Source organism: Ruegeria sp. YTSA075 (genome assembly GCF_059610245.1).
The window spans coordinates 453,585-476,355 of sequence record NZ_JBXWNG010000002.1 but is presented as its reverse complement, the minus strand read 5'-3'; the positions used below and the strand labels follow the sequence as shown (position 1 = coordinate 476,355).

General features: G+C 55.7%; 17 protein-coding genes. 8 read left to right on the top strand and 9 right to left on the bottom strand.

The genetic code is table 11. From position 1 onward, the window contains the following. Positions 1 to 2: 2 nt before the first annotated feature. From AC2FGE_RS05340 to AC2FGE_RS05325, 4 genes are all read left to right on the top strand, one after another. Positions 3 to 959, top strand: coding sequence for an NAD-dependent epimerase/dehydratase family protein (locus AC2FGE_RS05340; protein WP_496818166.1), 957 nt, complete (start codon positions 3 to 5; stop codon positions 957 to 959). Next, a complete protein-coding gene (locus tag AC2FGE_RS05335; protein ID WP_496818165.1) occupies positions 956 to 1,957 on the top strand; it encodes a glycosyltransferase family 2 protein in 1,002 nt (333 codons plus the stop codon). The genes AC2FGE_RS05340 and AC2FGE_RS05335 overlap by 4 nt, the downstream gene beginning before the upstream one ends. 6 nt (positions 1,958 to 1,963) lie before the next feature. Next, the gene (locus AC2FGE_RS05330; protein WP_496818164.1) at positions 1,964 to 3,022 is read left to right on the top strand and encodes a glycosyltransferase family 4 protein; all 1,059 of its coding nucleotides are present in this window, start codon (positions 1,964 to 1,966) and stop codon (positions 3,020 to 3,022) included. Between the two features lie 128 nt (positions 3,023 to 3,150). Then, the gene (locus AC2FGE_RS05325; RefSeq protein ID WP_496818163.1) at positions 3,151 to 4,332 is read left to right on the top strand and encodes a glycosyltransferase family 4 protein; all 1,182 of its coding nucleotides are present in this window, start codon (positions 3,151 to 3,153) and stop codon (positions 4,330 to 4,332) included. A gap of 249 nt (positions 4,333 to 4,581) precedes the next feature. On the opposite strand, the gene AC2FGE_RS05320 is transcribed toward AC2FGE_RS05325, so the two are convergent. Then, positions 4,582 to 5,532 (bottom strand): sulfotransferase, encoded by a 951-nt coding sequence (locus AC2FGE_RS05320; protein ID WP_496818162.1) that lies wholly within the window; start codon positions 5,530 to 5,532, stop codon positions 4,582 to 4,584. 398 nt (positions 5,533 to 5,930) lie between these two features. On the opposite strand from AC2FGE_RS05320, the gene AC2FGE_RS05315 reads away from it, so the two are divergent. Both AC2FGE_RS05315 and AC2FGE_RS05310 read left to right on the top strand, forming a co-directional pair. Next, positions 5,931 to 7,190: a lipopolysaccharide biosynthesis protein gene (locus AC2FGE_RS05315; RefSeq protein WP_496818161.1), complete on the top strand. Its 1,260-nt coding sequence runs from the start codon at positions 5,931 to 5,933 to the stop codon at positions 7,188 to 7,190. A 75-nt stretch (positions 7,191 to 7,265) separates the two neighbouring features. After that, complete coding sequence (locus tag AC2FGE_RS05310; protein WP_496818160.1) at positions 7,266 to 8,426, top strand: glycosyltransferase family 4 protein; 1,161 nt, start codon at positions 7,266 to 7,268, stop codon at positions 8,424 to 8,426. 19 nt (positions 8,427 to 8,445) lie between these two features. Here AC2FGE_RS05310 and AC2FGE_RS05305 read toward each other — a convergent pair whose 3' ends face one another. From AC2FGE_RS05305 to AC2FGE_RS05295, 3 genes are all read right to left on the bottom strand, one after another. Next, positions 8,446 to 9,441, bottom strand: coding sequence for a glycosyltransferase family 2 protein (locus AC2FGE_RS05305; RefSeq protein WP_496818159.1), 996 nt, complete (start codon positions 9,439 to 9,441; stop codon positions 8,446 to 8,448). A 65-nt stretch (positions 9,442 to 9,506) separates the two neighbouring features. Further along, positions 9,507 to 11,033, bottom strand: coding sequence for a glycosyltransferase family protein (locus AC2FGE_RS05300; protein WP_496818157.1), 1,527 nt, complete (start codon positions 11,031 to 11,033; stop codon positions 9,507 to 9,509). Positions 11,034 to 11,132: 99 nt separating this feature from the next. Continuing rightward, the gene (locus tag AC2FGE_RS05295) at positions 11,133 to 12,704 is read right to left on the bottom strand and encodes a carbamoyltransferase C-terminal domain-containing protein (RefSeq protein WP_496818156.1); all 1,572 of its coding nucleotides are present in this window, start codon (positions 12,702 to 12,704) and stop codon (positions 11,133 to 11,135) included. Positions 12,705 to 13,242: 538 nt separating this feature from the next. On the opposite strand from AC2FGE_RS05295, the gene AC2FGE_RS05290 reads away from it, so the two are divergent. Both AC2FGE_RS05290 and AC2FGE_RS05285 read left to right on the top strand, forming a co-directional pair. Next, entirely contained in the window at positions 13,243 to 15,015 is a 1,773-nt protein-coding gene (locus AC2FGE_RS05290; RefSeq protein ID WP_496818155.1) for a carbamoyltransferase family protein, read from the top strand. Positions 15,016 to 15,019: 4 nt separating this feature from the next. Then, positions 15,020 to 15,874 carry a polysaccharide deacetylase family protein gene (locus AC2FGE_RS05285; protein ID WP_496818154.1) on the top strand — a complete coding sequence of 285 codons (855 nt, stop codon included), beginning with the start codon at positions 15,020 to 15,022 and terminating at the stop codon, positions 15,872 to 15,874. Between the two features lie 49 nt (positions 15,875 to 15,923). On the opposite strand, the gene AC2FGE_RS05280 is transcribed toward AC2FGE_RS05285, so the two are convergent. The 5 genes from AC2FGE_RS05280 to AC2FGE_RS05260 all read right to left on the bottom strand — a co-directional run bounded on the left by AC2FGE_RS05280 (position 15,924) and on the right by AC2FGE_RS05260 (position 22,505). After that, a complete protein-coding gene (locus AC2FGE_RS05280; RefSeq protein ID WP_496818152.1) occupies positions 15,924 to 17,033 on the bottom strand; it encodes a peptidoglycan-binding protein LysM in 1,110 nt (369 codons plus the stop codon). Positions 17,034 to 17,078: 45 nt separating this feature from the next. Continuing rightward, positions 17,079 to 18,341 carry a substrate-binding periplasmic protein gene (locus AC2FGE_RS05275; RefSeq protein ID WP_496818151.1) on the bottom strand — a complete coding sequence of 421 codons (1,263 nt, stop codon included), beginning with the start codon at positions 18,339 to 18,341 and terminating at the stop codon, positions 17,079 to 17,081. A 19-nt stretch (positions 18,342 to 18,360) separates the two neighbouring features. Further along, positions 18,361 to 19,146 (bottom strand): PP2C family protein-serine/threonine phosphatase, encoded by a 786-nt coding sequence (locus tag AC2FGE_RS05270; RefSeq protein WP_496818150.1) that lies wholly within the window; start codon positions 19,144 to 19,146, stop codon positions 18,361 to 18,363. A 3-nt stretch (positions 19,147 to 19,149) separates the two neighbouring features. Beyond that, positions 19,150 to 20,130 (bottom strand): FHA domain-containing protein, encoded by a 981-nt coding sequence (locus AC2FGE_RS05265; protein ID WP_496818149.1) that lies wholly within the window; start codon positions 20,128 to 20,130, stop codon positions 19,150 to 19,152. A 209-nt stretch (positions 20,131 to 20,339) separates the two neighbouring features. Further along, positions 20,340 to 22,505 carry a serine/threonine-protein kinase gene (locus tag AC2FGE_RS05260; RefSeq protein WP_496818148.1) on the bottom strand — a complete coding sequence of 722 codons (2,166 nt, stop codon included), beginning with the start codon at positions 22,503 to 22,505 and terminating at the stop codon, positions 20,340 to 20,342. Between the last annotated feature and the right edge of the window lie 266 nt (positions 22,506 to 22,771).

Sequence of the window (22,771 nt, the reverse complement as noted above, 5' to 3'; positions counted from 1 at the left end):
TGATGCGTGTGCTCATCACCGGCGCAAACGGCTTTATCGGTTCGCATCTGGTGCGGGCCTGCGTTGCTCGTGGGGATGAGGTGACCGCATTGGTCCGCCCGGGATCAGGCATTGATCGGTTGGCTGATGTGGCTGCGAATATCCATTTGGCTCGGGTAGCGTTGACCGACACTGCCGCAGTCGCGCGCGCGTTTCACGAGGCCCAGCCTGATCTGGTGTTTCACGCGGCTGCAAATACCCGCATTCCGAATAGTCCGGATCTGAGTGATGCGCCCGATAGCCTAAATGAAAATGTCGACAGCATTCTGTCAGTTCTGAGTGCTGCGGCAGAGTGTGAAACACCCCCCGGTGCATTTGTGCGTTTGGGCACCATTGCGGAATATGGGGACAACCCGGTTCCCTATCTCGAAACGCAGTGTGAAAAGCCGCGTGACAGCTATGGCACCTCGATGCTGACTGGCACAAAGTATCTTGCGATGTTGCAGCCCCGCCTGCCATTTCCAGCGGTGACGGCGCGCTTGTCGCTGACTTATGGTCCCGGTCAAACCGGGCAGCAATTGGTGCCTTACTTGGTTGAAAGCTTGCTGACCAACAAACCCGCCCAGATCGGCCGCCCAGATGATGCGCGCGATTTGCTTTATGTATCTGACGCCGTGCGTGGGTTGTTGATGCTGGGGTCTGACCCAAAGGCCGCCGGCCCGGTCGTGAATATCAGCACCGGCGTGGCGACAAAGGTGCGGGATGTGGCCAAGATAGTGCAGCGTTTTTCGAACGCACCTGAGGATTTGCTGCAGTTTGGCTCTCCCGCTGGGGCGCCGATCGATTTGATCAACCATCCCGGCCTGATGCAATCCAGCTATGACTGGGCGCCCGAAACCAATGTGGAAGACGGGCTGAAACAGACGGTCGAATGGGCTATGCGCTCAGCAGATGCGACACTGACAGGATCCGTCTCATGACACTCGTTTCCATCCTTATCCCGGCTTACAACGAAGAAGACAACGTGCGGATGGCCTATGACCGGGTCGTTCAAGTGTTCGAAGGGCTCGACGGGTATGAGCCCGAGATCATCTTTACCGACAATCATTCGGAAGACCGCACATTCGAGCTGCTGTCCGAGATCGCCAAAGAGGACTCGCGCGTTCGCGTCATTCGGTTTGCGCGAAACATGGGGTATCAGGCGTCGGTCCTGACGGCCTATCGCTCGGCCAACGGAGCGTGTGCGGTGCAGCTGGACTGTGACATGCAGGATCCGCCCGAGTTGATTCCACAGATGCTGGATCTTTGGCGTCAAGGCAATCACGTGGTTTATGGCATTCGCCGCAGCCTGCCGGATGGGCCGTTGGTGGCCTGGGCCCGGCGCGCCTTTTATGCGTTGATAGACATGATCAGCGATGATGATCTGCCACGCAATGCCGGGGAGTTCCGTCTGACCGACCGCCGAATTCTGGAGGAGCTGCGCCGGGTCGATGACCGCTCACCCTATGTCCGGGGTCTGATCAGCGGTATGGGTTTCAACCAGGTTGGATTTGAATATGACCGAGTGGCGCGTACCGCCGGTGAATCCAAGTTTCCGTTCCGCGCGATGCTGTCTTTGGCTGTTGACGGGTTGATCAACCACTCGTTGTTGCCCCTACGGCTGGCGTCGATGATAAGCCTGACGGTCGGTCTGTCGATGTTCCTGCTGATGGTAGGTTATCTGATTGCCAAGCTGGTTTTTGGTGCCGAATGGCCAGCTGGTTTTGCGACCACCACCATCTTGCTGCTGTTGTCGATGACATTGAACGCCATGTTCCTGGGTATTTTGGGGGAATACATCGGTCGTATCTTCCTGCAATCCAAAGACCTGAATCGCCCTATTATCGAACATGAACTCAACAGACCGGGACCCAGCGAACAGCCTCTGACACAGCCCCTGCGCGAGACTGAAGAACCGCGCAAGAAGATGTCAGGATAACACCGCGTGAAGATCCTTATCATTCAGGGTGGATTTGGCGCGGGCGGAGCGGAGAAGATCGTATCGATTTTGGCCGCGCATCGTGCCGAGCGTGGGGACAAGGTTCACGTGGCTGGTCTGACCATGCCACCCGGTGGGTCGTATTTCCCGTTTCCCGATGAGGTTACGCTTCACGTGGCGCAGGCGGGTGGCGGGCAACTGGATCGGCTGCGCCACATCCGATCAGTGATCCAGCAGGTTGCCCCAGATGTCATCGTCAGCTTCCTGACCAAGATCAACGTGCTGACCTTGATTGCGACGCTGGATCGTGCGACCCCGGTGATCATATCCGAACGAAACAACCCGCGCGCGCAGACCGCCAATCCGGTCTGGCGTCACGCTCAGAACCTGCTTGCACGGCGGGCCCGGACGGTTGTGATGCAGACACAGCGCGCCAGCGAGGATTTGCCGCGCGCGATACAGCGTAAGGCGCGGATTATCGCAAACCCGTGCGCATTGCCCACCGGTGCGCGTGAACATCTGGGCTCGGGATCGTCTAATCTTGTTGCGGTGGGGCGTCTGGATCACCAAAAAGGATTTGATTTACTGCTTGATGCCATGCCGCAAATTCTGGCGGGCAATCCCAGCGTAAGGCTGACCATCTATGGCGAAGGTCCCGCGCGCAAAGCGCTGGAGGCGCAGCGGGATAGGCTGCAGCTTGGGGATGTCATCTCAATGCCCGGTTCCAGTGCTGCGCCGGGGGAATGGATGGATAATGCCGACATTTTGGTTTTTTCATCGCGTTACGAAGGTTTTCCCAATGTTCTGGCCGAAGCCACTGTCACAGGATTGCCTTTGGTTTCGTTCGATTGTCCCTATGGTCCGCGCGAACTGATTCGACACGAAGAAAACGGTTTGCTGGTTCCGCCCGAGGATGTGGATGGTCTGGCGCAGGCCGTTCTGCGTCTCTCCGCATCGCCCGATCTGTTGCAGAAGATGCGCGATGCGGATTTGGAAAGCAGGGTCTGGCTGGCCCCCGACAACATCCTTGCAGAGTGGGACGAAACAATTGACGATGTGGCCTAAGGCCCATTCTGCGCACTGACACAGCGAAGGCTTCACCGGGTGAGTTATTTTAGCACCAAATCAACTAGGACCAGCCCGATCCTTACATCGGTGGATCGGAGTGTGCCGTGTTGCAAAGTGTGAATACCATGACAGCTGAACAAGACGTTCCGATGCGCAAGATCGCGGTTGTGGCCAATCTGACCTCGTCCCTGATCAATTTTCGCTATGATCTGCTGCGCGAGTTGTCATTGCGCGCCGAAGTGATCGCCTGCGGACCGGAACGTCACGCGCCCAGTGAAGAGGCGTTGCGCGGGATCGGAGTCAAATTCGTACATTTTCCTTTGGCACGGACCGGGATGAACCCGATCGCGGATCTGAAAACGCTGCGCAGCTTGCGCCAGATCTTTGCCGATTTCGCACCGGATACCGTTTTTGCCTATACGATGAAGCCTATCATCTATGGCTGTCTGGCCGCGCGCCTGGCTGGGGTTCCGCAAAAATACGCGATGTGCACAGGCCTAGGCTATGTGTTCAATGCGCAGAACACCAGCCTGAAACGCCGTGCCGTCCGCGCCCTGTCGGCCAATATGTACCGACTGTCTTTGCGGGGTGTGGATGAACTGTTGGTCTATAACACGGTTGACGAACAGGAGTTCAAAGACCGCCGTATGGTCGGACAGGGCACGCGGCTGAGCGTTGTGCCGGGGTCGGGTGTCAATCTGAATAAATACGCTCCGTCTGATCCACCAGATGGCCCGCCGGTCTTTCTGATGATCTCTCGCTTGCTGAAAGAGAAGGGTGTTTTCGACTACGTTGAAGCCGCCCGGCTTTTGAAACAGGATTACCCGCAGGCCCGGTTCCAGTTGCTGGGCCCGATGGATGCCAACCCGGATTCCGTGGGGCAGGCAGAAATCGATCAATGGGAGCGCGAAGGTGTGGTGGAGTATCTGGGCGAAACAGATGACGTCAGACCTTACCTGCGCAATTGTTCGGTCTTTGTGCTGCCATCGGCCTATCGCGAAGGAATACCACGCACGATCCTAGAGGCGATGTCGACAGGGCGCGCGGTTGTAACGACAAACGCGCCTGGATGCGCCGACCCGGTGATCGAAGCTGAGACCGGTTTTGTGGTTCCGATGCGTGATCCGCAATCGTTGAGCCAAGCCATGGCACGATTTCTGAAAAGCCCCGAGTTGATTCCGCAGATGGGGCAGGCCTCCCGCAGCCGGGCTGAGGCTGTTTTTGATGTCCGGCGTATCAACACCATTCTGCTGCGCAAAATGGGACTGCTGCGACCCGACCAACAGCTCTACTCATCTTCCGAGTGAATATCTGACCCGCGCGTAAAGTCATGCGGAATGTTGAAATAGTTGATTATTTACAACATGATAATCGGTATTTTTGCGAAAATCAGCAAACCTACGGGATTCCCCTAATATCCGCGGCCCTCAAGCTTTGGTAAGTTAGGTACAACCTGAGATAACTACCGGTGGCGCCTTCGGGCACTATCACTCACTCGAAAAAATGACCAGCATTTGGGGTGCTGGTCATTTGCTTTTTCAGGGGTCTGAATAGGGTCAGTTTGTCTGGCGATCAGGCATCTGATACCCGTATTGGCCAAGGTCCAGGCCTGTGAGTTCTTGCAAAGCTAAGTTGGATTCGGCGAAGGCCCCATCAAACTGTTCAGCAGCATATTTGGCCGTGCGCCGTTCAATCATATTGTCCAGAGCGGTTGGAAAAATCCGGCTGAGTGGGCTGCTAAGCTTACCGAACCTACGGGATGCGTTCGGCAAAGGAAGAAATGCTCCGGCGCTGAGCTGGTTTCTGCTGAGCGTCCTATTGACGACCCGCTGAAGCACCTGAAAACTTTGTGACCGTTTGGTATTGGTACGGTCGAACCGCTGTTTCGGGGCAGAAACACCCAATCCGCCGCAAAGCTGAGCTACAAATGCGTCCGAATCCCGGACGAATTGTTCATAGGTCAGCCCATGCACGCGGTCTTCTCCGAACAGCGTTTGATAATATCTGAACAGGCGGTGGTAGTGATAGAATTCCGGGCTGAACATGGGCACGCGGCGCATCATCGGCTCGACCTGAGCGATGTATCGCTTGAACGATTTATGCCCACCATCGGTGATATACTGGCTGTACATGGAAAGGATACTGGATAGCTGTTCGCGGAAGACGATCAGCACATGCGCATCCGGAAATGTCTTCTTCAGGCGGTCGGCGATCATCGGGCTGTCGAATCCTCCGGTTGCCGGATAGCCCGAAAACCGCTCATGCGAGAACACGGCTACTTTCCCTGATCCATGCGCAGTATCTAGGAAATCAGCGTATTGTTCACGAACCGCTTCCGGATCAAATGTCAGAGGCTGCGGCAATACGAATCTGTTCGACAAGACATATTTTGGCTCATCCGGCGGGGTGGCAAATGGCCCATCAGCTGCCGAAAACAGCTGTTTCTGCAACGCAGAGGTCGCGGTCTTGTGGTAGCCAATGTGTATGAGAACTTTTGCTTGTTCCATATGGTGTTAATCAATACCCAAACTCAAATCGCAACCAAACGCGTTCGCACCAAAAAGGCAAGTCTTCGCGACTTTTCCCCTCTGCATTCCCCGGCCCCTATTGTAAACTCCCCATGTGGAAAGCAGGATTCCAAAAACAGGGCTGGATTTCGATATCAAACTGCGCTTTCGTAAAAGGATACAAGTCCAAAAAACAAAATGATAGAACTAGTGACAGTTTGGAATCGCCAAATTTTGAAGTTTAGTGAGTGACGAAAGGTATTTGACCTGAGACGAGTGCCAAGGTTGTTTTGCACCATGTTATGTTCAGGTGCCCGGGGCAAAACCCGGTTAGAACATCCATCAAAACTATGACCCGCTTTGATGCCAAATCCTTGATTGGGCGGCTTGCAAAGAACATGTCCTGGCTGTTCTTGTCCCAGATACTCATCGCGGTATTTGGGTTGGCGACCCTGATCATCACCGCACGTGCGGTGGGCCCTGCTGCGGTGGGGATTTTGGCTTTGGTTGATGCCTATGTGCAAGTACTGGACCGCTTGTGTCGGCTGGAACCTTGGCAGGCCGTGATCAAATACGGCAGCGACGCGCTGACCGAGGAAGACACCAACCGCTTTGCGCATCTGATCAAACTGTCTGTTGTCATAGACATTTTAGGGGGCATTCTGGCAGGTGCAGTCGCCATCGTGCTGGCCCCGTTTGTAGCCCCGCTGATCGGCCTGCCCGAAGATGGCGGATCAACCTATATCGTTCTTGTTGCCCTGGGATTGTTCCTGTCGCTGCGGCCCACTGGTATTGCGGTGCTGCGAGTGCATGACCGGTTCGACCTGCTGGCTGTGTCAGACATGGTGGTCGCCGGTTTGCGCCTTGTGGGCACAATCATCGTGTTCCTGCTGGATTTGGGGCTTTGGGCGTTTTTGGCCCTGATGCTGATGCATCAGGTTTTGACCGGTCTTGTTGCCTTTTGCCTTGCGCTGCGCGAGCTGAAACGGCGAGGTGTTCAAAGCTTCATGGGGCTGAGCCTCAGAACGGCGCTAAAGCAGAACCCCCGGTTCCTGCGGTTTTTGTGGAATTCGAATTTCAACGTTGTGTTGCGGCAATCGACCCAACGGCTTGACGTGCTGGTCGTGGGGGCGCTGCTGGATGTCACCTCGGTTGGTTTCTATCAAGTCGGTAAACGTATCATGACGAATATCGTGCGTATCGGCGGCCCGATCCGGCAGGTCCTGTACCCTGAGATGACGCGACTTTGGTCCGCGGAGGAGTACACCAGGTTCTGGAAACTTGTGCGCTATGTTTCGCTGGTAATGTTGAGCGTGTCTTTGGTGATTTCGATCCCGCTGGCGTGGAAAATGTCTGATCTGGCGATCTTGCTGTTCGGGTCTGAATTTGCGGACGCTGCTCCTGTTATGACAATCCTGATGTTTGCGGCGGTGATCTATCTGGGCGGGCTGTCGTTAAATCCAACCATGCTGAGCATGGGCCTGGATCGGGCGTTGGTGCAGACGACAATGGTGGCGACCGGCATATTTGCGCTGTCGTTCATACCGTTGCTTTATGTTTTGGGGATCGAGGGTGTCGCTCTGTCCCATGTGGTTTTCAACATCGTCTGGACGACAGGGTGCATCTTTGCCATCCGATCTCATCTGGCGCGGCAATAGGGGATCGCCCACACAATATGAAACCACGTTTGAAGACCCCGATTCATCAGTGATTTAAGATTAACGAGAAAACAAATGACCAAACGAATCCTGTTTCCTTTTGAAGGGGACACCGTCATCGGTGGCAGCCATGTCTCTGCCATGAAGTTGGCCGCGGGCTTGGACAGATCGAAATACGAACCCTATATCATCGTTCATTATCAGGATGGTCTGGCGGGGGAATACGCCAAATCACTGGGCCTGGATTATGAGGTGTTAAAGCAACCGGCGCTTATGTCGCCGGGGCAGATCAAATATGACGGGGATTGCGGGCCCGCAAAGTATTTGATGTCCAGCGTTCCGGGGTTCATCTCGGTTCTGAATCGGATCAAACCGGATATCGTCCATACGAACGAAGGCCGCATGCATTCTAACTGGGCCTTGCCGACAAAACTGTCGGGTCGCAAACATATCTGGCACCACCGCCAGGACCCAACTGCCTTTGGGATCAATAAGCTGGCCCCGGTCCTGTCGGACCATATCATCAGCGTCTCGCATTTCTCAAAGCCTAGAAAGCCGGTGCGGTCTGTGGACAAGAAATTCACCGTAATCCGTAGCCCGTTCGATTTTAACCCCAACCCACCCGATCCTGCGCAAGCACGGCAGGACGTGTTGGACGAACTGAATCTACCGCCCGAGACACTGTTACTGGGGTATTTTGGAAACTATGTTCCGCGCAAACGCCCTGATCATTTTGTCAAAGCGGTCGCCGCGATTCAAAAGGCCATGCCCGATGTGCCGGTGCACGGCCTGCTGTTCGGCAGCGTCGGTGAACGGGGTGGTGAACTGGAGAAAACCTGTAAAGACTTGGCATCCGAGGCATGGATGGACAGTCAGATTCATTTCATGGGTTTCTGCCAGCCGATTGACGGCTACATGGCCGCGATGGACGCCAATCTGGTCACCGCGTTGGACGAACCCTTTGGGCGCACACTGATCGAAACCATGTATCTGGGTACCCCTGTGGTGGCCACGCGGCACGGCGGCAATGTTGAGGCGATTGTGGAGGGTGAGAACGGGTTTCTCGTTGATCCCTTCGACGCCGAGGCGTTTGTCGAACCTGTCAAACGGATGCACAGTGACACAGCGCTGAAGGAGTGGATCATCGACGCCGGCCAACGCTATGCCCGAGAGAATTTCGGGATGGCCATTCACATCGACGGCGTGTGCAAGATCTACGACCAGCTTCTGGGCTGAACCTGCACCGCGCCCAAAGTCAGTCTTTGGATGCCTTTGTCTGAGTGACACCGGGGAATTGCAGATAGGACAGGCGCCGAATCTCGCGCCGTCCGCGCGCCAATGAATCCAGGATCAAGGCACAGACAACCGACAACATTGCAGCCACAAACCCTGCAACTGCCACAATCAGAGATGGGAACCTGCTGACGATCCCGGTTTGCAGGAACTCGTTCAAGACCGACAGGAACACTGACAACGACGGCAGAAAGAAGATCAGAGCCAGTGACATGAAAAAGACCATCGGCTTTTCTTCTTTGATCAACAGGCTGATCATCTTGAGAATGCGCCAACCATCCTTGAAGGTCGAAAGCTTCGAGGTTGATTCCGGCAGGCGCGAGAAATAGCTCGTCTGAACTTCGCCAATGGGCATACGCATCTGCATCGCATGGACCGTCAGTTCTGTTTCGATCTCAAATCCGTTCGACAAAGCGGGAAAGCTTTTGACAAAGCGACGGCTGAATACACGATAGCCTGACAGCAAATCGTTGATCTTGTCGCTGAAGAAGAACTTGACCAAGCCGGTGAACAGCGCGTTGCCGAACTTGTGGCCCCGCCTATACGCCTCAGTCTCTTTGTTCACGCGCGCACCGTTCACCATATCCAGGTTCTGCGATACCAACAGCTGAACAAGCTGTGGCGCGGCGGCGCTGTCATAGGTCGCATCCCCATCGGCCATCACATAGACATCGGCCTCGACATCCGCGAACATCCGACGGACGACATTGCCTTTGCCCTGCAGATTTTCGGTGCGAACCACGGCGCCCGCCTCACGTGCGACCTGCGTGGTGTTGTCGGTCGAGTTATTGTCAAAAACATAGATCGTCGCGTCCGGAAGGGCCGCCCGAAATTGCGCGATGGTTTCACCAATGGCGACCGCCTCGTTATAGCAGGGCAGGATCACCGCAATCTCAAGCCCCCGCGGCCAGAGCGCTTCGTTGGTGCCAACTTCATTTTCGGCTTTCGTCATAAGCATGACGCGCCCCTCAGCTTAGTTCAGTTGAGGAAGTGTAACCGCAGCGCAGGCCCGTCGGCACGTCGTTAATTGCCCAACGTGTTCAAAAGAGTTCCATCTGTTGTACGGATGACCTCGGTCAGGTTCAGTTCTTGCGTCAAATCGTCCTGTGTGGGCAGGTAGAACCGCCACGTCACATCATCGAAATAGGCAACAACGGCCGTTCCATTTGCCAAACCTTCCCGCATTTCACCCAGCGTTTTGGCGTAGGGGCGTTCGGGGATTTCGAACCCCGTGCGTCGGTTGAATTTCATCGGCAACCAGGTGGTTTTGTACCCGGTGACCAGATGAACCACGTCTGGCGCGTTGGAATACACAAATGTCTCGGGGTCCAGTTTGCTAATCTCAGCCGCCAGCGGCGATTGATACCATTTCGGTCCTGCGAAAAAGATGCCCTCTTCCCGGAACTCGGTAATCAGGTTTCCGGTTCTGGCTATATTTGAGATCAGAACCAATGCACCGAGCCCTATCAGAGCCAGCCCGGTCCAGCGTTGTAGGCCGTCGCCTACCACAAAACATGCGCAGTAGTGGGCTCCCATGATGATCAGCAGCACATAGACTGGCGCAAAATACGAGGGTTTCAACGGTAGATTTGGCTCGATCAGGATCGACAAAAGCAGCAGCGCGAAATGGCCGAAGATATAGACAGTCGCCAATAGTGGAAACGCCGCACATCGGTGATCCGCATCCGGCGCGCGTGTGACAACACGAGTTATGGTTTCGTACCAGACGATCCAGATCAGCAGACCGATCAGAACCAGGCTGACAGCGATCTTCAGGATATCGGGCACCACATTTGGGAAGAACGACACCCAGATCGAGTTTGCGCCCTGTATCAGAATGGCCCATGTCGCGTTGCCCAGAAACGCAAATTCCCGTCCAAGCCCCGATCCTCCGGCGGCGGCCTCAAGATACGACCACAACATCAGCGGGGCGATCACCGCGGCCAGAAAGGCTCCTGCATGCAGTAGTCGGGGTTTTACACCCTGCGGTCCCAGGAAGAGAGCTGTCAAAACCCCAACAACCCAGATAGGCGCGCCGTTGAATCGCGTCAGGAACACGAGAACCGACACAAGCCCGGCCAGGATTAGAAACCGCACAGCACCCGTGCCAGCATAGACGCTCAGCAGCGCCAGTGTCAGCAGCATCAGAAAGATGAACATCCCTTCGGACAGGACGGTTACATGTAGTTCAAACACCAAGGGAGACGTTACGATCAAAAGCGCCGCAAAACCGGCGATCAGCCGGGATGCCCCCAGCCCGCGCGCCAGTGTAAATGTCATCAGGGCGTTCAGACAAAGGAAAGAAAGGTTGACCACGGTGGCTGCTGTCAATGGACCCATCCCAAGACTTTCGACGATGTCGATCACCCAGATATATCCTGGCGAATGCCCCTGAAAATAGAATGGAAACCCAAGGTAAGAGGCCGAATCCGGACGGACCCCAATACCCCACGGTGTTGCGGCAAAGAACAAAACCACGGCCAGCAGCACAATCACCGCGCACCACATGATATCTGGTTTTTCTACGTGAATAGTATCGGCCGTTCTCATTGCCGGCCTCCCTTGATACGTGCTGAACACAAACTCATTACTCTTCATCACATTACTCGGAATTGAACTGTTTGTCCGGGTGCCCGAACATAGATACTTTCAACCGTCGACAACCTCGTAAAACGTGTTTCCTGCTACAAAACCATCCAGCCCGACCTGCCGCGCATAATGCGCAAGATCGCTGGAGGTGTTGATAAACCCCGAATTTCGAAAGTTCAGTGAAGTATTGCACAGAACTCCGGTGCCCGAGATCGATTTAAATTCGGCCAGCAGGTCATAGAAAAACGCGTTCTGGTCGCGCCGAACGGTCTGCACGCGGGCCGAGCCATCCACATGGGTCACCGCTGCCAGTTTCGGGTCAGTCACCTGATGAAAGCTAAGCATGTAGGGCGATGGGCCCTTCATCGCGAAATGCAGCGCCGTGTCCTCTTCCAAACAAGACGGGGCAACGGGGCTGTTTTCTGCGCGTCCCTTGATCCGGTTCAGCCTGGCGCGCGTCTCCGCCTTGAACGGAGCCGCCAGGATCGACCGATTGCCCAACGCGCGCGGTCCGATTTCGCAATTGCCTCGCGTCCATCCAATGATCTTACCGTCGTAAAGCGCTTGCGCGACGGTCTTGAGGTTCAGTTCCGAGGCCTTCAGCCCCTCCAACTCAACCTTGTCGTCAGAGAAAGACTGACCAGAATAGACAGACCATTCCAGTTTGGCTTGCCCCGTATAGTGTCGCATTGCATCGACCGCCGTGCCAATTGCGCAACCCGAATCTCCCGTGGTCGGCGGTACAAATACCTCTCGGAACAGGCCGCTGTTTTCCCATTGTGCGTTCCAATTCCCATTCAGGCCGCAGCCGCCGGCGATCAATAGCGGCAAACCCTCTTTCAGGTTCTCCTCGGCGAAATGGTGAAAGCGCGAGAATATGGCATCTGACAGTTTGGTCGCCAGATTCTTGAGCCTCTGACTGTCGGTGCCGATATTGAAGAACGGGGAGTTTACGAACGAGCTTTTGCGCAAGGGGTGCGTCGCCAGATCAACCGACAGGATCTGATCGATAAACGATTGTTCATCTTCATCTACCGGACCAGCCTCGCCGAAGGCGCAGGCGGCCATCAGGCGACCTGGGTCCGACGGGCGCATCTCGCCGCCCGAAATGGGAAACTCGGGATCGGCCAGAGCATAAAGAAACGCGAATCGGCTGCCCGGTGCGGTCATCACTTGGCCTCGGTGATGAATGTTCAGATCGCGGTCGATTTCATAGAAATCGCCCAAGGCGCCTTCCCACAACAGCACGTAGCAGGGCTCGCCCTGCGCAAAGGGCGACAGCGCGTAGCTGCACCAGATATGTGCCCGTTCGTGGGTCGAAGAGTAGTAGTCGACTGTTTTACCAAAGAAGGTGCGTTTGCCCACGCTTTCCGAGCCCTGGCCGATGCCGAAATACCCCGCACCCGAGGTGGTGACATGATCCATCCCGCTGCTGGACCAGCCGCTGAGTGCCAGAACCTCGGGCAGATCCTTGAACCAAAGCCCGGCATCAATGAACGTGTCAGGAGTGACCGGCGTGTAGCGGGGAAAGCTGTTCTTTTCGGCCTCATACGAGAACAAAAGACTTTTGCTCGTACAATCGATTCCCGCCACTGTTCCATCATGGCCAGATTTGAACGACAGAATCTTCATCCCTTGTACCTCGTAAATCGGGTTGGTGTCTTGTTCATCAGGATGCGCCGCCTTCAAAAGGCAGTTTTCGGGGCGGTGCCCGTCATAACACTTTGTTCTTGCTACGCTCTTTCCATAATCCCGCGAAATCGAACGGGTTGGAACATTGGCGGATTGGGAACATACGCTAACCTGAAAATCAAAAACCAAACCAAATGCCAAACTCAACGGCTGCAACCTATCAGACCGAACAGGGGTCTTGTAAACACTCTTTTCCGACAGCGCCTTGTTTGGCCGAGTGCAGGATAAAATCGTAAACGGATTCGGTAAAATGAACCGATTGTTCGCAGTTCAAAACCAGTTCGCTCAAAGGCATATTTGCGGTGTATTGCACTTAACCTTAAACAAATGCCTTGATTTTCAGGCCGTTCAGCCAGTTTCCGCAGACTTACGTATTTTCTACCACGCTTGTGTGATCTACATCCTTGCACAGCGAACGCGAAGGCCGTTACGGTGTGCGCGTTAACGGCAGTTTATTTGGCCAAGGGTGTTTTAGGTTATGTCAGTAATTTTGGGTTTGGCAACGATGAACAACAGCGCAGCGGCGTTGTTTCTGGACGGAAAACTGGTTGCCGCAGTTGAAGAAGAGCGTTTGACTCGGGTCAAGAATGACGGTGCTTTTCCCCATCATGCAATCTCGGAAGTGCTTCGGATCGGCGCTCTGAAATTCGCGGATATTGATGAGGTCGCCGTGTATTGGCAGCCTTGGCGCATGGCCGGGCGAGGTATGGGCACGGTCCGCAAGATTTTGCAAAGCCCATCAGCCGCCAAAGGCGTGACCGCGCGAATCGGCGCGTTGTTCTCGTCAAGCAGTGGTGGAGAAACGCCGCAGGACAGCGGCTGGATGGACCTTTTCAAAATCCGCAAGATTCTGACCTCGGAACATGGGCCTTGCGATTTCAAATTGCATTACATCAATCACCACCTGACCCACCAACTGTATGCCGAGGCCATGCGCGATTGGGACAGTTTTGTATCGCTGTCTTACGACGGTGGCGGCGAAGAAAGCTCGACCATCGTGACCACGATGCGCAATGGCAAGCGTGAGCAGATTGCCGATCACCGCTGGCCAAATTCTTTGGGTCACTTCTATTCCGCTTTCACCGGTTTCCTGGGCTTCAAGATGCTGGAAGGCGAATACAAGATGATGGGGCTGGCCCCCTATGGCAAACCGATCTACCGCGATGCGATCCTGAAAGAGATCCTGCTGCTGGAAGACAATGGCGGCTACCGGGTTAACACCACGTTGTGCGACTATCACTCGGCGCTGCGCGGTGTCTTCCACCCCCGTTTGGAAGAGCTGTTCGGTAAAGCGCGTGAGCCTGGTACAGTACCGAATGAACGCCATATCGACCTGGCCGCGTCTGTTCAGGCTGCGTTTGAGGACGCGTTGCACCACGTGCTGGAGCCGGTCCGTAAAGCCAATCCTGACCTGCGCAAACTGGTTATCTCCGGCGGCTGCGCGCTGAATGTTACGGCCAATGGCACGTTGATTTCGAACGGCACGTTTGATGAGATCATCATCCCGCCCGCACCACATGATGCCGGTTGTGCTGTTGGGGCGGCGCTGGCCTGTATTCCGCATGATCAGATCGACATGGCCTCGGTGCGCAACCCCTATCTGGGGGCCGAATGGGATGAGGCGTCGATCACCATGGCGCTGAACGACTATTGCGCGCAGCCTCAAATCGCGCTGCCACAGGATGAGCTGCTCGAAAAGGTCTCGGACCTGTTGGCAGATGGCAAGATCATCGCCTGGTTCCAGGGTCGGGCCGAATTCGGACCACGGGCTTTGGGCACAAGGTCTTTCCTGGCTGATCCGCGCAAAGACAGCATTCGCGACGACATCAACGCTAAGATCAAGAAGCGTGAGCATTTCCGCCCCTTCGCACCCAGCGTTGCGGAAGAGGCTGCCGCGGACTTTTTCGAGATCGACCAAACCAGCCCTTACATGAACATCGTGGCCCGTGTACGTGACGACCGGGCAAAAGACATCCCGGCCATCACCCACACGGATCAGACCGCGCGGGTACATTCGGTTTCGCCAACGGCCAACCCGATCTATCACGCCTTGCTGACGAAGTTCGGTGAAAAGACTGGTGTGCCGGTCCTGCTGAATACCTCGTTCAACATTCAGGAACCGATTGTCTATTCGCCGCTCAATGCCTGCGCGACCTTCGCGGCTTCGGGTGTGGATGCGCTGGTCATCGGCGATTTCGTCGTGCTGCGCGAGGCGTTGAAAGAGGAAAGCCCCAGCAAAGCAGTGGCGTGACCGCGTGTATCTGAGCATAGATTTCGAGGATTTCGCGCACGACCTGAAGCGCGATCTTGGTATCTGGGAAACCGGTCCATTGCGCGCAGACGCCCTGTGGCAGAGCTATGAGCTGATTGAAAGATTCTTACAGGAAAACGGTGGCCCCGGCGGACGCAAGGCCACTTTTTTCTGCACAGGCGTGGTTGCGGAACATGCCCCAGATTTGATTGCGCGTATCGCGGGGCAGGGGCATGAAATTGCCTGCCATTATCACTATCACGACAGCATGAACCGACAGTCGGCGCAGACCGTCGATACCATGCTGGCGCGCGCGAAAGATCATCTGCAAACAGCCGCAAATGCCCCGGTCAAAGGCTTTCGTGCTCCGAAGTTCCATGTGAACCGGGATACGCCTGAACAATACCGGTTGATCGAACGGCATTTCGACTATGACAGTTCGTCTTTCTTTGGATCGCCCGATCAATGTCGGGACTTTGCGCAGAAGATGCAGCTGTCAAAGCTGCGCGTGCTGCCGCTGTTTTCCTCTCAATACAAGGGCAGGGGGCCGCAAATACGTCTGGGCGGTACCTATCTGAAACTTGCACCAGATAAGGTGGCGAAGGATCTGATTGCTCAGGCAACCACCAACGGATTGGCACCCCATATCTATCTGCACCCGTATGAGATATCAGGCCACCAGGCGTTCCGCGTATCGCGGCAGGAACTGGCTGCGCTGGGGGCGAAAACTTCCGCCTATTGGGTGCTTCGGCAAAATCAGTGGCTGCGGTTGGGTGGCAAGCGATTGTTGCGCAAGATCGCCCGGTTGCTGCCACCCGAAGGGTTGTCTGGGCGGCTGGATCAATTTGTCGCTCAATAAAAAGGGGCCGATCATCGGATCGGCCCCATAGTGTCAGCTGAACCGAGGGTCAGTTCGAAGCTGCAATCAGTTTTTCATTGTGTTCGCGAAGCGTGTCCGAAACGATCGCATACCATTCGCCGGATTCACGCATTTCATTCAGGCCTTTGTTCAGCATTGTCAGATACTTTTTGCCGAATGGGTTGCTGCGATGTGCGATGAAACGCAGTGACGACAAGCTCGTTACATACGAGTTTTCGACAAGGTCATTCTGGTTCAAACCCATTTCAGACATTGTGTCCGAGAAAAGCTGAACTTCGAATGTTGCAACATCTGCAGTGCCGGTCAGAACTGCATCAAGGCACTCACGCGCAGTAATCGGTTGCATTAGCGAAATGCTTTCCCCATCTCGCAGGCCTTCCTGTTCCAGGTCGTGGATAAACCAGCCATCCATGCGGCAGATGGTTGCGCCTTTCAACTCATCAAAGGTTGTTGCGCTGGCGTATTCACTTTCCGGGATGCTGTAGAAACCTACGACAATATCATAGACAGGTACTGATGAGTCGAACTGAGTACAACGAACCTCAGTTTCCCAAGACCACTCATATGTACGGTTGGTGCAGTCGGGCATGTTCCACGCCATTGATACATCAAACGCTCCAAGGGGTAGCAGCGTTTCAAGATGGGAATTCCAATCGTCCACAAAGCTGACCGAGTAATCGACCGCGTTGCCGCCACGTTGTAGAGCCGTGGTTCCAAGGCGGGTGATTGCACCACCACCATTCAGCGTTTCATCTGCGAACGGTGCCCAGCCGTTGCCAGTTACAAGTTTGATTGGCGGCTGATAAACGTTCGAACGCTTAACATTGGCTGCACGCTGTTCTTCCGCTGCAATGATTTCTTGTGCAGACTGACCGTTGGGCAGGCTACCATCATCACAGGGCAGGGCCAATACCAGGCCAGGCTCAAGCGAGTTCGGGTTACTGATGATGTTACGGTTTGCGTTGAAGATGGGCTGATAGTTCGAAGTGCCGTATGCCGCGATGGCAATGGTTGCCATTGTGTCGCCATCTGCAACCGTATAATTCGTACAGGCCTGCTGCGCGGCGGCTGCACCAGCACTTAGCGCAGTGACGGCAGTGGCCGACATCACCACTTTCTTAATATTGAATTCAAACATGTCCACTTCCTCCAGACTTGTAGGTTTCTTAGGCCGTGCCGGGCCTTATCCATTTTCCATTTGATGTCGCAGAGCGGTCGAAACGATATCGCGCCACTCTCCGGATTGCTGCATGATTGCCAGTCCCTGATTTAGCGTCTCCAGGATCGCTTCCCCATCAGGGTTATCTTTATGGGTCATGACGTTAAGCGACTTTACCGCCGCCAGGTTGGGGTTCTCGATGATACGGTGTTGGTATCCCAGGCGCGCTATAGCCTCTTCCGCCAGATGAGCTTCGATGGCTACGATATCGGCGCGGCCTTCTATCACAGCGTGAAAACAATCATCCGGGTCGACCGGGCGCAACAAGGTGATAACCGGCTCGTAAAGGCTGACGGCATCCATATGCGACAGTGACCAGCCTTCGGGGCGGCAGATCGTTGTTCCGGCGAAATCCGCATAGCTCAGCGTCTGTTCGTAGCCAGAGCCTTCGCGTGCGAAGAAGGAATCCACAACCTCGTAGAACGGGTTTGAGAAGTTGTAGGTTTCGCAACGGTTCCGGTCACTTTCAGACAGAGCTTCTGCCTGTTCGCAATTTGGGCGGGACCATGGGAACGTGCCGTCAAACGCCAGCGTCGGCATCAACAGGTCCAGATGCGAGGACCAGTCGTTGACGAACTGGATTTTGTAACCTTGCTCGGGCGCGGCCCGCAGCATCGCGGTTTCCACCAGGTGGGTGTACAGCCCGCGGTTCGGCAGCGATTCATCGGTGAAGGGCATGAAACCACCGCCCGTGATCAGCAGAAGCTGCCGGTCTCGGATCTCGGGCCGTTCGCCAGTTTGTGCCTGACGGATCAGCGCGGCCCCTTCGGCGCGTGCGGCTTCAATCTCTTCCTTAGCTGCAGCCTTTGCGGCGATCACGGCATCTTCGCTGGCTTTTTGGGCTTCGGCTTCGGCGGCGGCCACCCGTGCTTCGGCATCGGCAATGGCTTTGGCTGCACGTTCTTCGGCTGCTTTTACCAGTTCAGCGGCCATTTCAGTCGCCAGACGCCCTTCTTCGGTATCGACCAGAACCGATGCACGACCGATATCTTCAAGACATGGCATGGTCAGCACATCACCAACGCGGATGATGTTGGGGTTGGTCCCGATAACGTCGCGGTTGGCGTCATAGATGACGCGAAAATCTTCGGTCGAATAGACCTGGATGGACAATTCACGCAGGCTGTCGCCACGTTGAATTTCATAAGTCGAACACGCCTCCTGCGCCCAGGCCGCGCCGGTGGCAGCGGCAAGTGCAAGGCTGGATATGATAAGGTGTTTTCTCATGGTCTGGTTGCTTTGCCTGTTATGATTTGTTTGGTTTCGCGACCGCGATTGTCAGGTTGTCCTGATCGGGGTTGGCCTTGGCCAGAACGGCCTGCAGCAAGGCGTCGGCGATGTCTTGCGCCAACGCGTCCTGATGTTCAGACAGCACGCCTTGGATTTCGCTGTCCGTAAGGGTTTGCAACCCATCGCTGCCGAGAACTACGATATCGGCAGCGGTCAGGTTCAGCGGATCTTCGGGGCAGTCTACCTTTGGGATCGCGCCGCCCATGACCACCGAGGTCAGCTGATTGCGATCCGGATGCGCACGGGCCTGTTCTTCGGTCAGTTTCCCTTGTGCAACCTGTGCATCGATCGCAGGCGCCATCGAATGGTCTTCGTTCATTTGCGACAGCGCGCCGTCCCGGAACAGATAGAACGGGCTGTCACCGATCGAAATCCAATAGACGCGATGGCCCAGCAGCAGCACACCCAGCAGCGTTGAGCCCATGTTAAAGCCCAGGCCCTTTTCTTCGTTGTGGCTGGCAATGGATGCATTGGCCTGCATTGCCGCCAGAGGCAGCGCATCAACAAGCGCGCGTTCGGACAGTGTTTCAACATCCAACTCGTCATCCAGCGCATCACGCCAGGCGTTGATCACCAGCTCCGAGGCGACCTCGCCCGCTTCGTGACCACCCATGCCGTCGGCGACCGCAATATAGCCCGCATCGACGGCGTCAAAGGTCCGCGCGGCGACAGCATCTTCCTGCGAGTCGCGCTGACCCTGATTCAGGATCAGGGCAATGTCATATGCCGGAGTCGCCAACATCAGTTACGAATCCCTCCAGTCGAAACCGTCATCACAGAAGGCCATGAACCGGATCGAGGTTTCGCTGATACGGATCAGATCACCGTTGGTCAGGGCGATGGTGCTGAGAACGGGTTTGCCGTTCAGACGCACCAGGTTTGCCTTACCACCATGACCCAGATAGCATTTGCGATCTTCGGGGTCATAGGCGATCACGGCGTGGTTTTCGCGAGAGATGCCGGTGTCGCCGAAATCAAGCTGGATTGCCTGATCGTCATTCCGGCCAATCTGCATCAGGCCTTCGGTCAGAGTTATGCTGGCCCCACGGCCAGGCCCGCCGGTCACGACCAGCCAGCCGACCGGGAAGGTTCCCTGCGCGGTTTCCGTCTTGGTGACGGGTTCGGCAGACTCCATCACGTCCTGTACATGGGTATCGGCACGTTCGAAACCCAGGAAGGTTGTTTTTACGCGCGACCGGCGATCCGTGGCAGGCGCTGCCGCAGGTGTCGGTGCAGGTTCTGCAACCTCTTCTGCGATCTCTGCTGCTGGCGCTGCGTCTTCGATCGGCGCTGCCGGGGCTGGATCTGCTACCTGTGCACTGGGTGCTTCGGGCGCCTCGCCGATGACATCAACAGCGTTTTCGGCGCCAAGGCGCAGTGTTACAACCTGATCATCTTCGGCAGGTGCTGGTTCATCGATCTTTACCTCGGCCGCTTGAATTTCTTGAACCGGCTGCTCGACAGGTTCTTCGGCCTCGACTTCGGGCGCTTCAACCGTGGCCTCTTCTGCGAAGTCCGGCATCTTTTCTTCGGGCATCAACTCATCCGATTCCTCATAGGTTTCGGATGTCGCATTGCCACCAGCCAGCGCTTCGCGCAGGGCGTTGAAATCGGCGATGGGTTCTGCAGTTTCCTCGGCAGGTGCCACGCTTTCGGTAGCGTTTTCTTCTTCTGTTTTGCCCGCGCCTTCTAGAAGCCGGCTCAGAGGGCTTTTGTATTTGAACATGGCGTCGACACCTTCATTTGAACGGCACGCGAACTACGTGCGTTGGGGCTGGAACTTACCTCTGCGCTATAGGCGCAGCGGCACTTATCATTTGGAAGACCACAAGAACTCTTAACTCTCTGCGACGGTCCGGTCCCCGTCAGTTCGGCCCGAGACTGGGCCATTCTCAGCAAACACAACGCTGGCAGAATTTTTGCGAACCGGTCTGATCACTCCTGTGCAAGCGGCATCGTCGCAGCTGTTTCGGCCCCGCCGCGCAGAACGGAAAACCGCGCTTCGGTTTTGTTCTCGGACACAAGTGCAGCCAGTGTTTCGTCCAGGCTTTCGGCGGTGTTCAGGCTTGTTCCGGTTTGTGTTTCACTCAGCAACACATCCCCATCACGAAGATCGCCCGCAGCCTGTCCAGGCACGCTGGAAACAACGGTTTGCCATCCGTCGGTCCCATCGCTGCGCACTGTGAATTCATAGCCGTTCTGCAGCCCGACCGCACGGATTGCGGGCAGCGCCATCAAACCGTTCTGAACACGGGTCTCACCCCGCACGCGGTACCGCGCCGCAACGCGGATGTATCCGTCTGGGTCAACCTTGAAGCCGTCCAGAACCTGCCCAGCAAATGATGCGTCAGAGCGGATTTGATCACCGTTCAGCGTGAACATCGTCGCGCCGCGTTGAATCCAGTCGCCAATAACTGACATGTCTTGACCCGAGTTCACGGCGGTCACGGCAAATGTGTCGCCGGTAACCGCACGGCGGCGCGAGACGGTGAAGGGGATGTCGACATCCCAATGCGCGAAGGCGACCTGATCCTGAACAAGTTCACCAGGATCCGCCAGCTCGGCAGGGGCTGCAACTTCGGGTGCTGTGTCGGCTTCGGCGGCTGCTAGTTCTGTGTTGGTTGTGTCAACTGCGGCTGCATTTTCTTTTGCAGCATCTGTGGTCGGTTCTGCGGCGGCTGCTTCTGTGGCAGCCGGTTCCGCAGGAACGGAGGTTGCCTGCTCGACAGGCGCCTCTGAAGTGTCTTCTGTTGCAGGTGTAGCGGCGGTTTCCGGTGCAGCAGCTGCGGTCACTGCTGGCTCTGCCACTGACGCCGTTGCGGTTGTTTCGGGCGCTTTATCGCCGCCGGACATAACGAAGTAGCCACCTGCGGCAATGGCCAAGGCTACGACAGCCACGCCCACCAGTAGTTTGCCATTTCCGCCCGACCCGCTTTGAACGACGGTGTCGACCGCGATCGGCCCGTCTTCCTTTGCGGTAAACTTGGCCAGTTCGTCTTCTTTTTTGTCGTCATTGCCAAGCGCGATATCCGAATTCCCCGCCAGCAGTGCGGTGACGACGGCTTCGGCATTCTCGGTCTCAGCCTTGATCCGCTCTTTCTCTTCTTCTTTGTCCTTGCGATCCATGCCCACGATGACCGAGATGGGGCGGTAAGCAAACGTATCGAACATCACACCTGGGCCACGGAACATCCGCAGCCAGTCCAGGGCAGTTTGCAGTCGATCCGTAGCGTGAACCTCCATCGCCTTGTCGATCGCTTCAAGGAAGCCATCAGGGTAGCCTTCGAAGCGGCCGGTCAGCGGTTCATACGGATCGTCCTGGCCGTTGTTGAACGCATTTAGGCGGGACTGGCCATCAACCGGGCGCTCTCCGCTGATCGCGTGATAAAGCGTGGCTGCCAGTACATAGAGGTCACTGCTCGGGTCCTGTTCCGCCCCACGCACATAGAACTCATGGGGGGAATACCCGTCTTTGATTACCCGCAGGGTCAACAAGGCTGCGGATTTGTTTGCTGCTTGCTCGCGGGCCGCGCCAAAGTCGATCAGGACGGGATCGCCGTTTTCATCAATCAGAATGTTGTCGGGCGAGATATCCCGGTGCAGCATACCGCTTTGGTGAATGAACGACACCGCCGACAACATCTTTTCGGTTACCTGGACGATGAAGTCCGGGCCGCTTTCTGTGTCGGGGTTTTCCATATAGTCCAGCAGATCGCATCCACGGATCAGGTCCATGGCGATGTAGGCTGTATCGTTGTCTTCGAAGACCTGATGCACATCGACAATGTTGGGATGTACCAGGCGGGCATGGTTGCGTGCTTCCTGAATGAACAGGTCGATAATGGCGCGCAAGTCTTCTTTGAGGGCGGGATCATTTGGTTCAACCAGATCGCCATTGCGACGGCACAGGGCGCCCGGGAAACATTCCTTGATCACCACATCCCGCTCAAGGCTATCCCGCGCAAGGTAGGTAATGCCAAACCCACCATTGCTGAGAAAGCGAAGGATTTCGTACTGTCCGCGCAACAGCTTTGCGCCGGGTTCCAATCCTTCGATATGTGGTTCGTCGTGCGATGCACCGACTGCCTGGTTGTGGCTCATTTCAATCCGCCCGTTCTACACATTTTTGCGGTAAAACAACCGGGCAAACCGCCCGAAACTTACAACCCAAAACAACCGCAGGTCACTTGAGTACGGTTAGACGTTTCAAATTAGACTTTATTGGGGCCGCCCGATGGCTTCACTATGGATCGTTTCGGACGTATATCAATATATTGATTTCCTATATTTCAGAGATCAAGATATTGATTTTTAAGATCGTCAATCCAAAGCTTCTTACCCGGATTGGAGCGTTCTGGTCGACGATT

Coding starts and splice junctions, on each gene's coding strand:
- AC2FGE_RS05340 (WP_496818166.1), top strand. CDS start 3: ATGCGTGTGCTCATCACCGGCGCAAACGGCTTTATCGGTTCGCATCTG.
- AC2FGE_RS05335 (WP_496818165.1), top strand. CDS start 956: ATGACACTCGTTTCCATCCTTATCCCGGCTTACAACGAAGAAGACAAC.
- AC2FGE_RS05325 (WP_496818163.1), top strand. CDS start 3,151: ATGACAGCTGAACAAGACGTTCCGATGCGCAAGATCGCGGTTGTGGCC.
- AC2FGE_RS05320 (WP_496818162.1), bottom strand. CDS start 5,532: ATGGAACAAGCAAAAGTTCTCATACACATTGGCTACCACAAGACCGCG.
- AC2FGE_RS05315 (WP_496818161.1), top strand. CDS start 5,931: ATGTCCTGGCTGTTCTTGTCCCAGATACTCATCGCGGTATTTGGGTTG.
- AC2FGE_RS05310 (WP_496818160.1), top strand. CDS start 7,266: ATGACCAAACGAATCCTGTTTCCTTTTGAAGGGGACACCGTCATCGGT.
- AC2FGE_RS05305 (WP_496818159.1), bottom strand. CDS start 9,441: ATGCTTATGACGAAAGCCGAAAATGAAGTTGGCACCAACGAAGCGCTC.
- AC2FGE_RS05300 (WP_496818157.1), bottom strand. CDS start 11,033: ATGAGAACGGCCGATACTATTCACGTAGAAAAACCAGATATCATGTGG.
- AC2FGE_RS05295 (WP_496818156.1), bottom strand. CDS start 12,704: ATGAAGATTCTGTCGTTCAAATCTGGCCATGATGGAACAGTGGCGGGA.
- AC2FGE_RS05290 (WP_496818155.1), top strand. CDS start 13,243: ATGTCAGTAATTTTGGGTTTGGCAACGATGAACAACAGCGCAGCGGCG.
- AC2FGE_RS05280 (WP_496818152.1), bottom strand. CDS start 17,033: ATGTTTGAATTCAATATTAAGAAAGTGGTGATGTCGGCCACTGCCGTC.
- AC2FGE_RS05275 (WP_496818151.1), bottom strand. CDS start 18,341: ATGAGAAAACACCTTATCATATCCAGCCTTGCACTTGCCGCTGCCACC.
- AC2FGE_RS05270 (WP_496818150.1), bottom strand. CDS start 19,146: ATGTTGGCGACTCCGGCATATGACATTGCCCTGATCCTGAATCAGGGT.
- AC2FGE_RS05265 (WP_496818149.1), bottom strand. CDS start 20,130: ATGTTCAAATACAAAAGCCCTCTGAGCCGGCTTCTAGAAGGCGCGGGC.
- AC2FGE_RS05260 (WP_496818148.1), bottom strand. CDS start 22,505: ATGAGCCACAACCAGGCAGTCGGTGCATCGCACGACGAACCACATATC.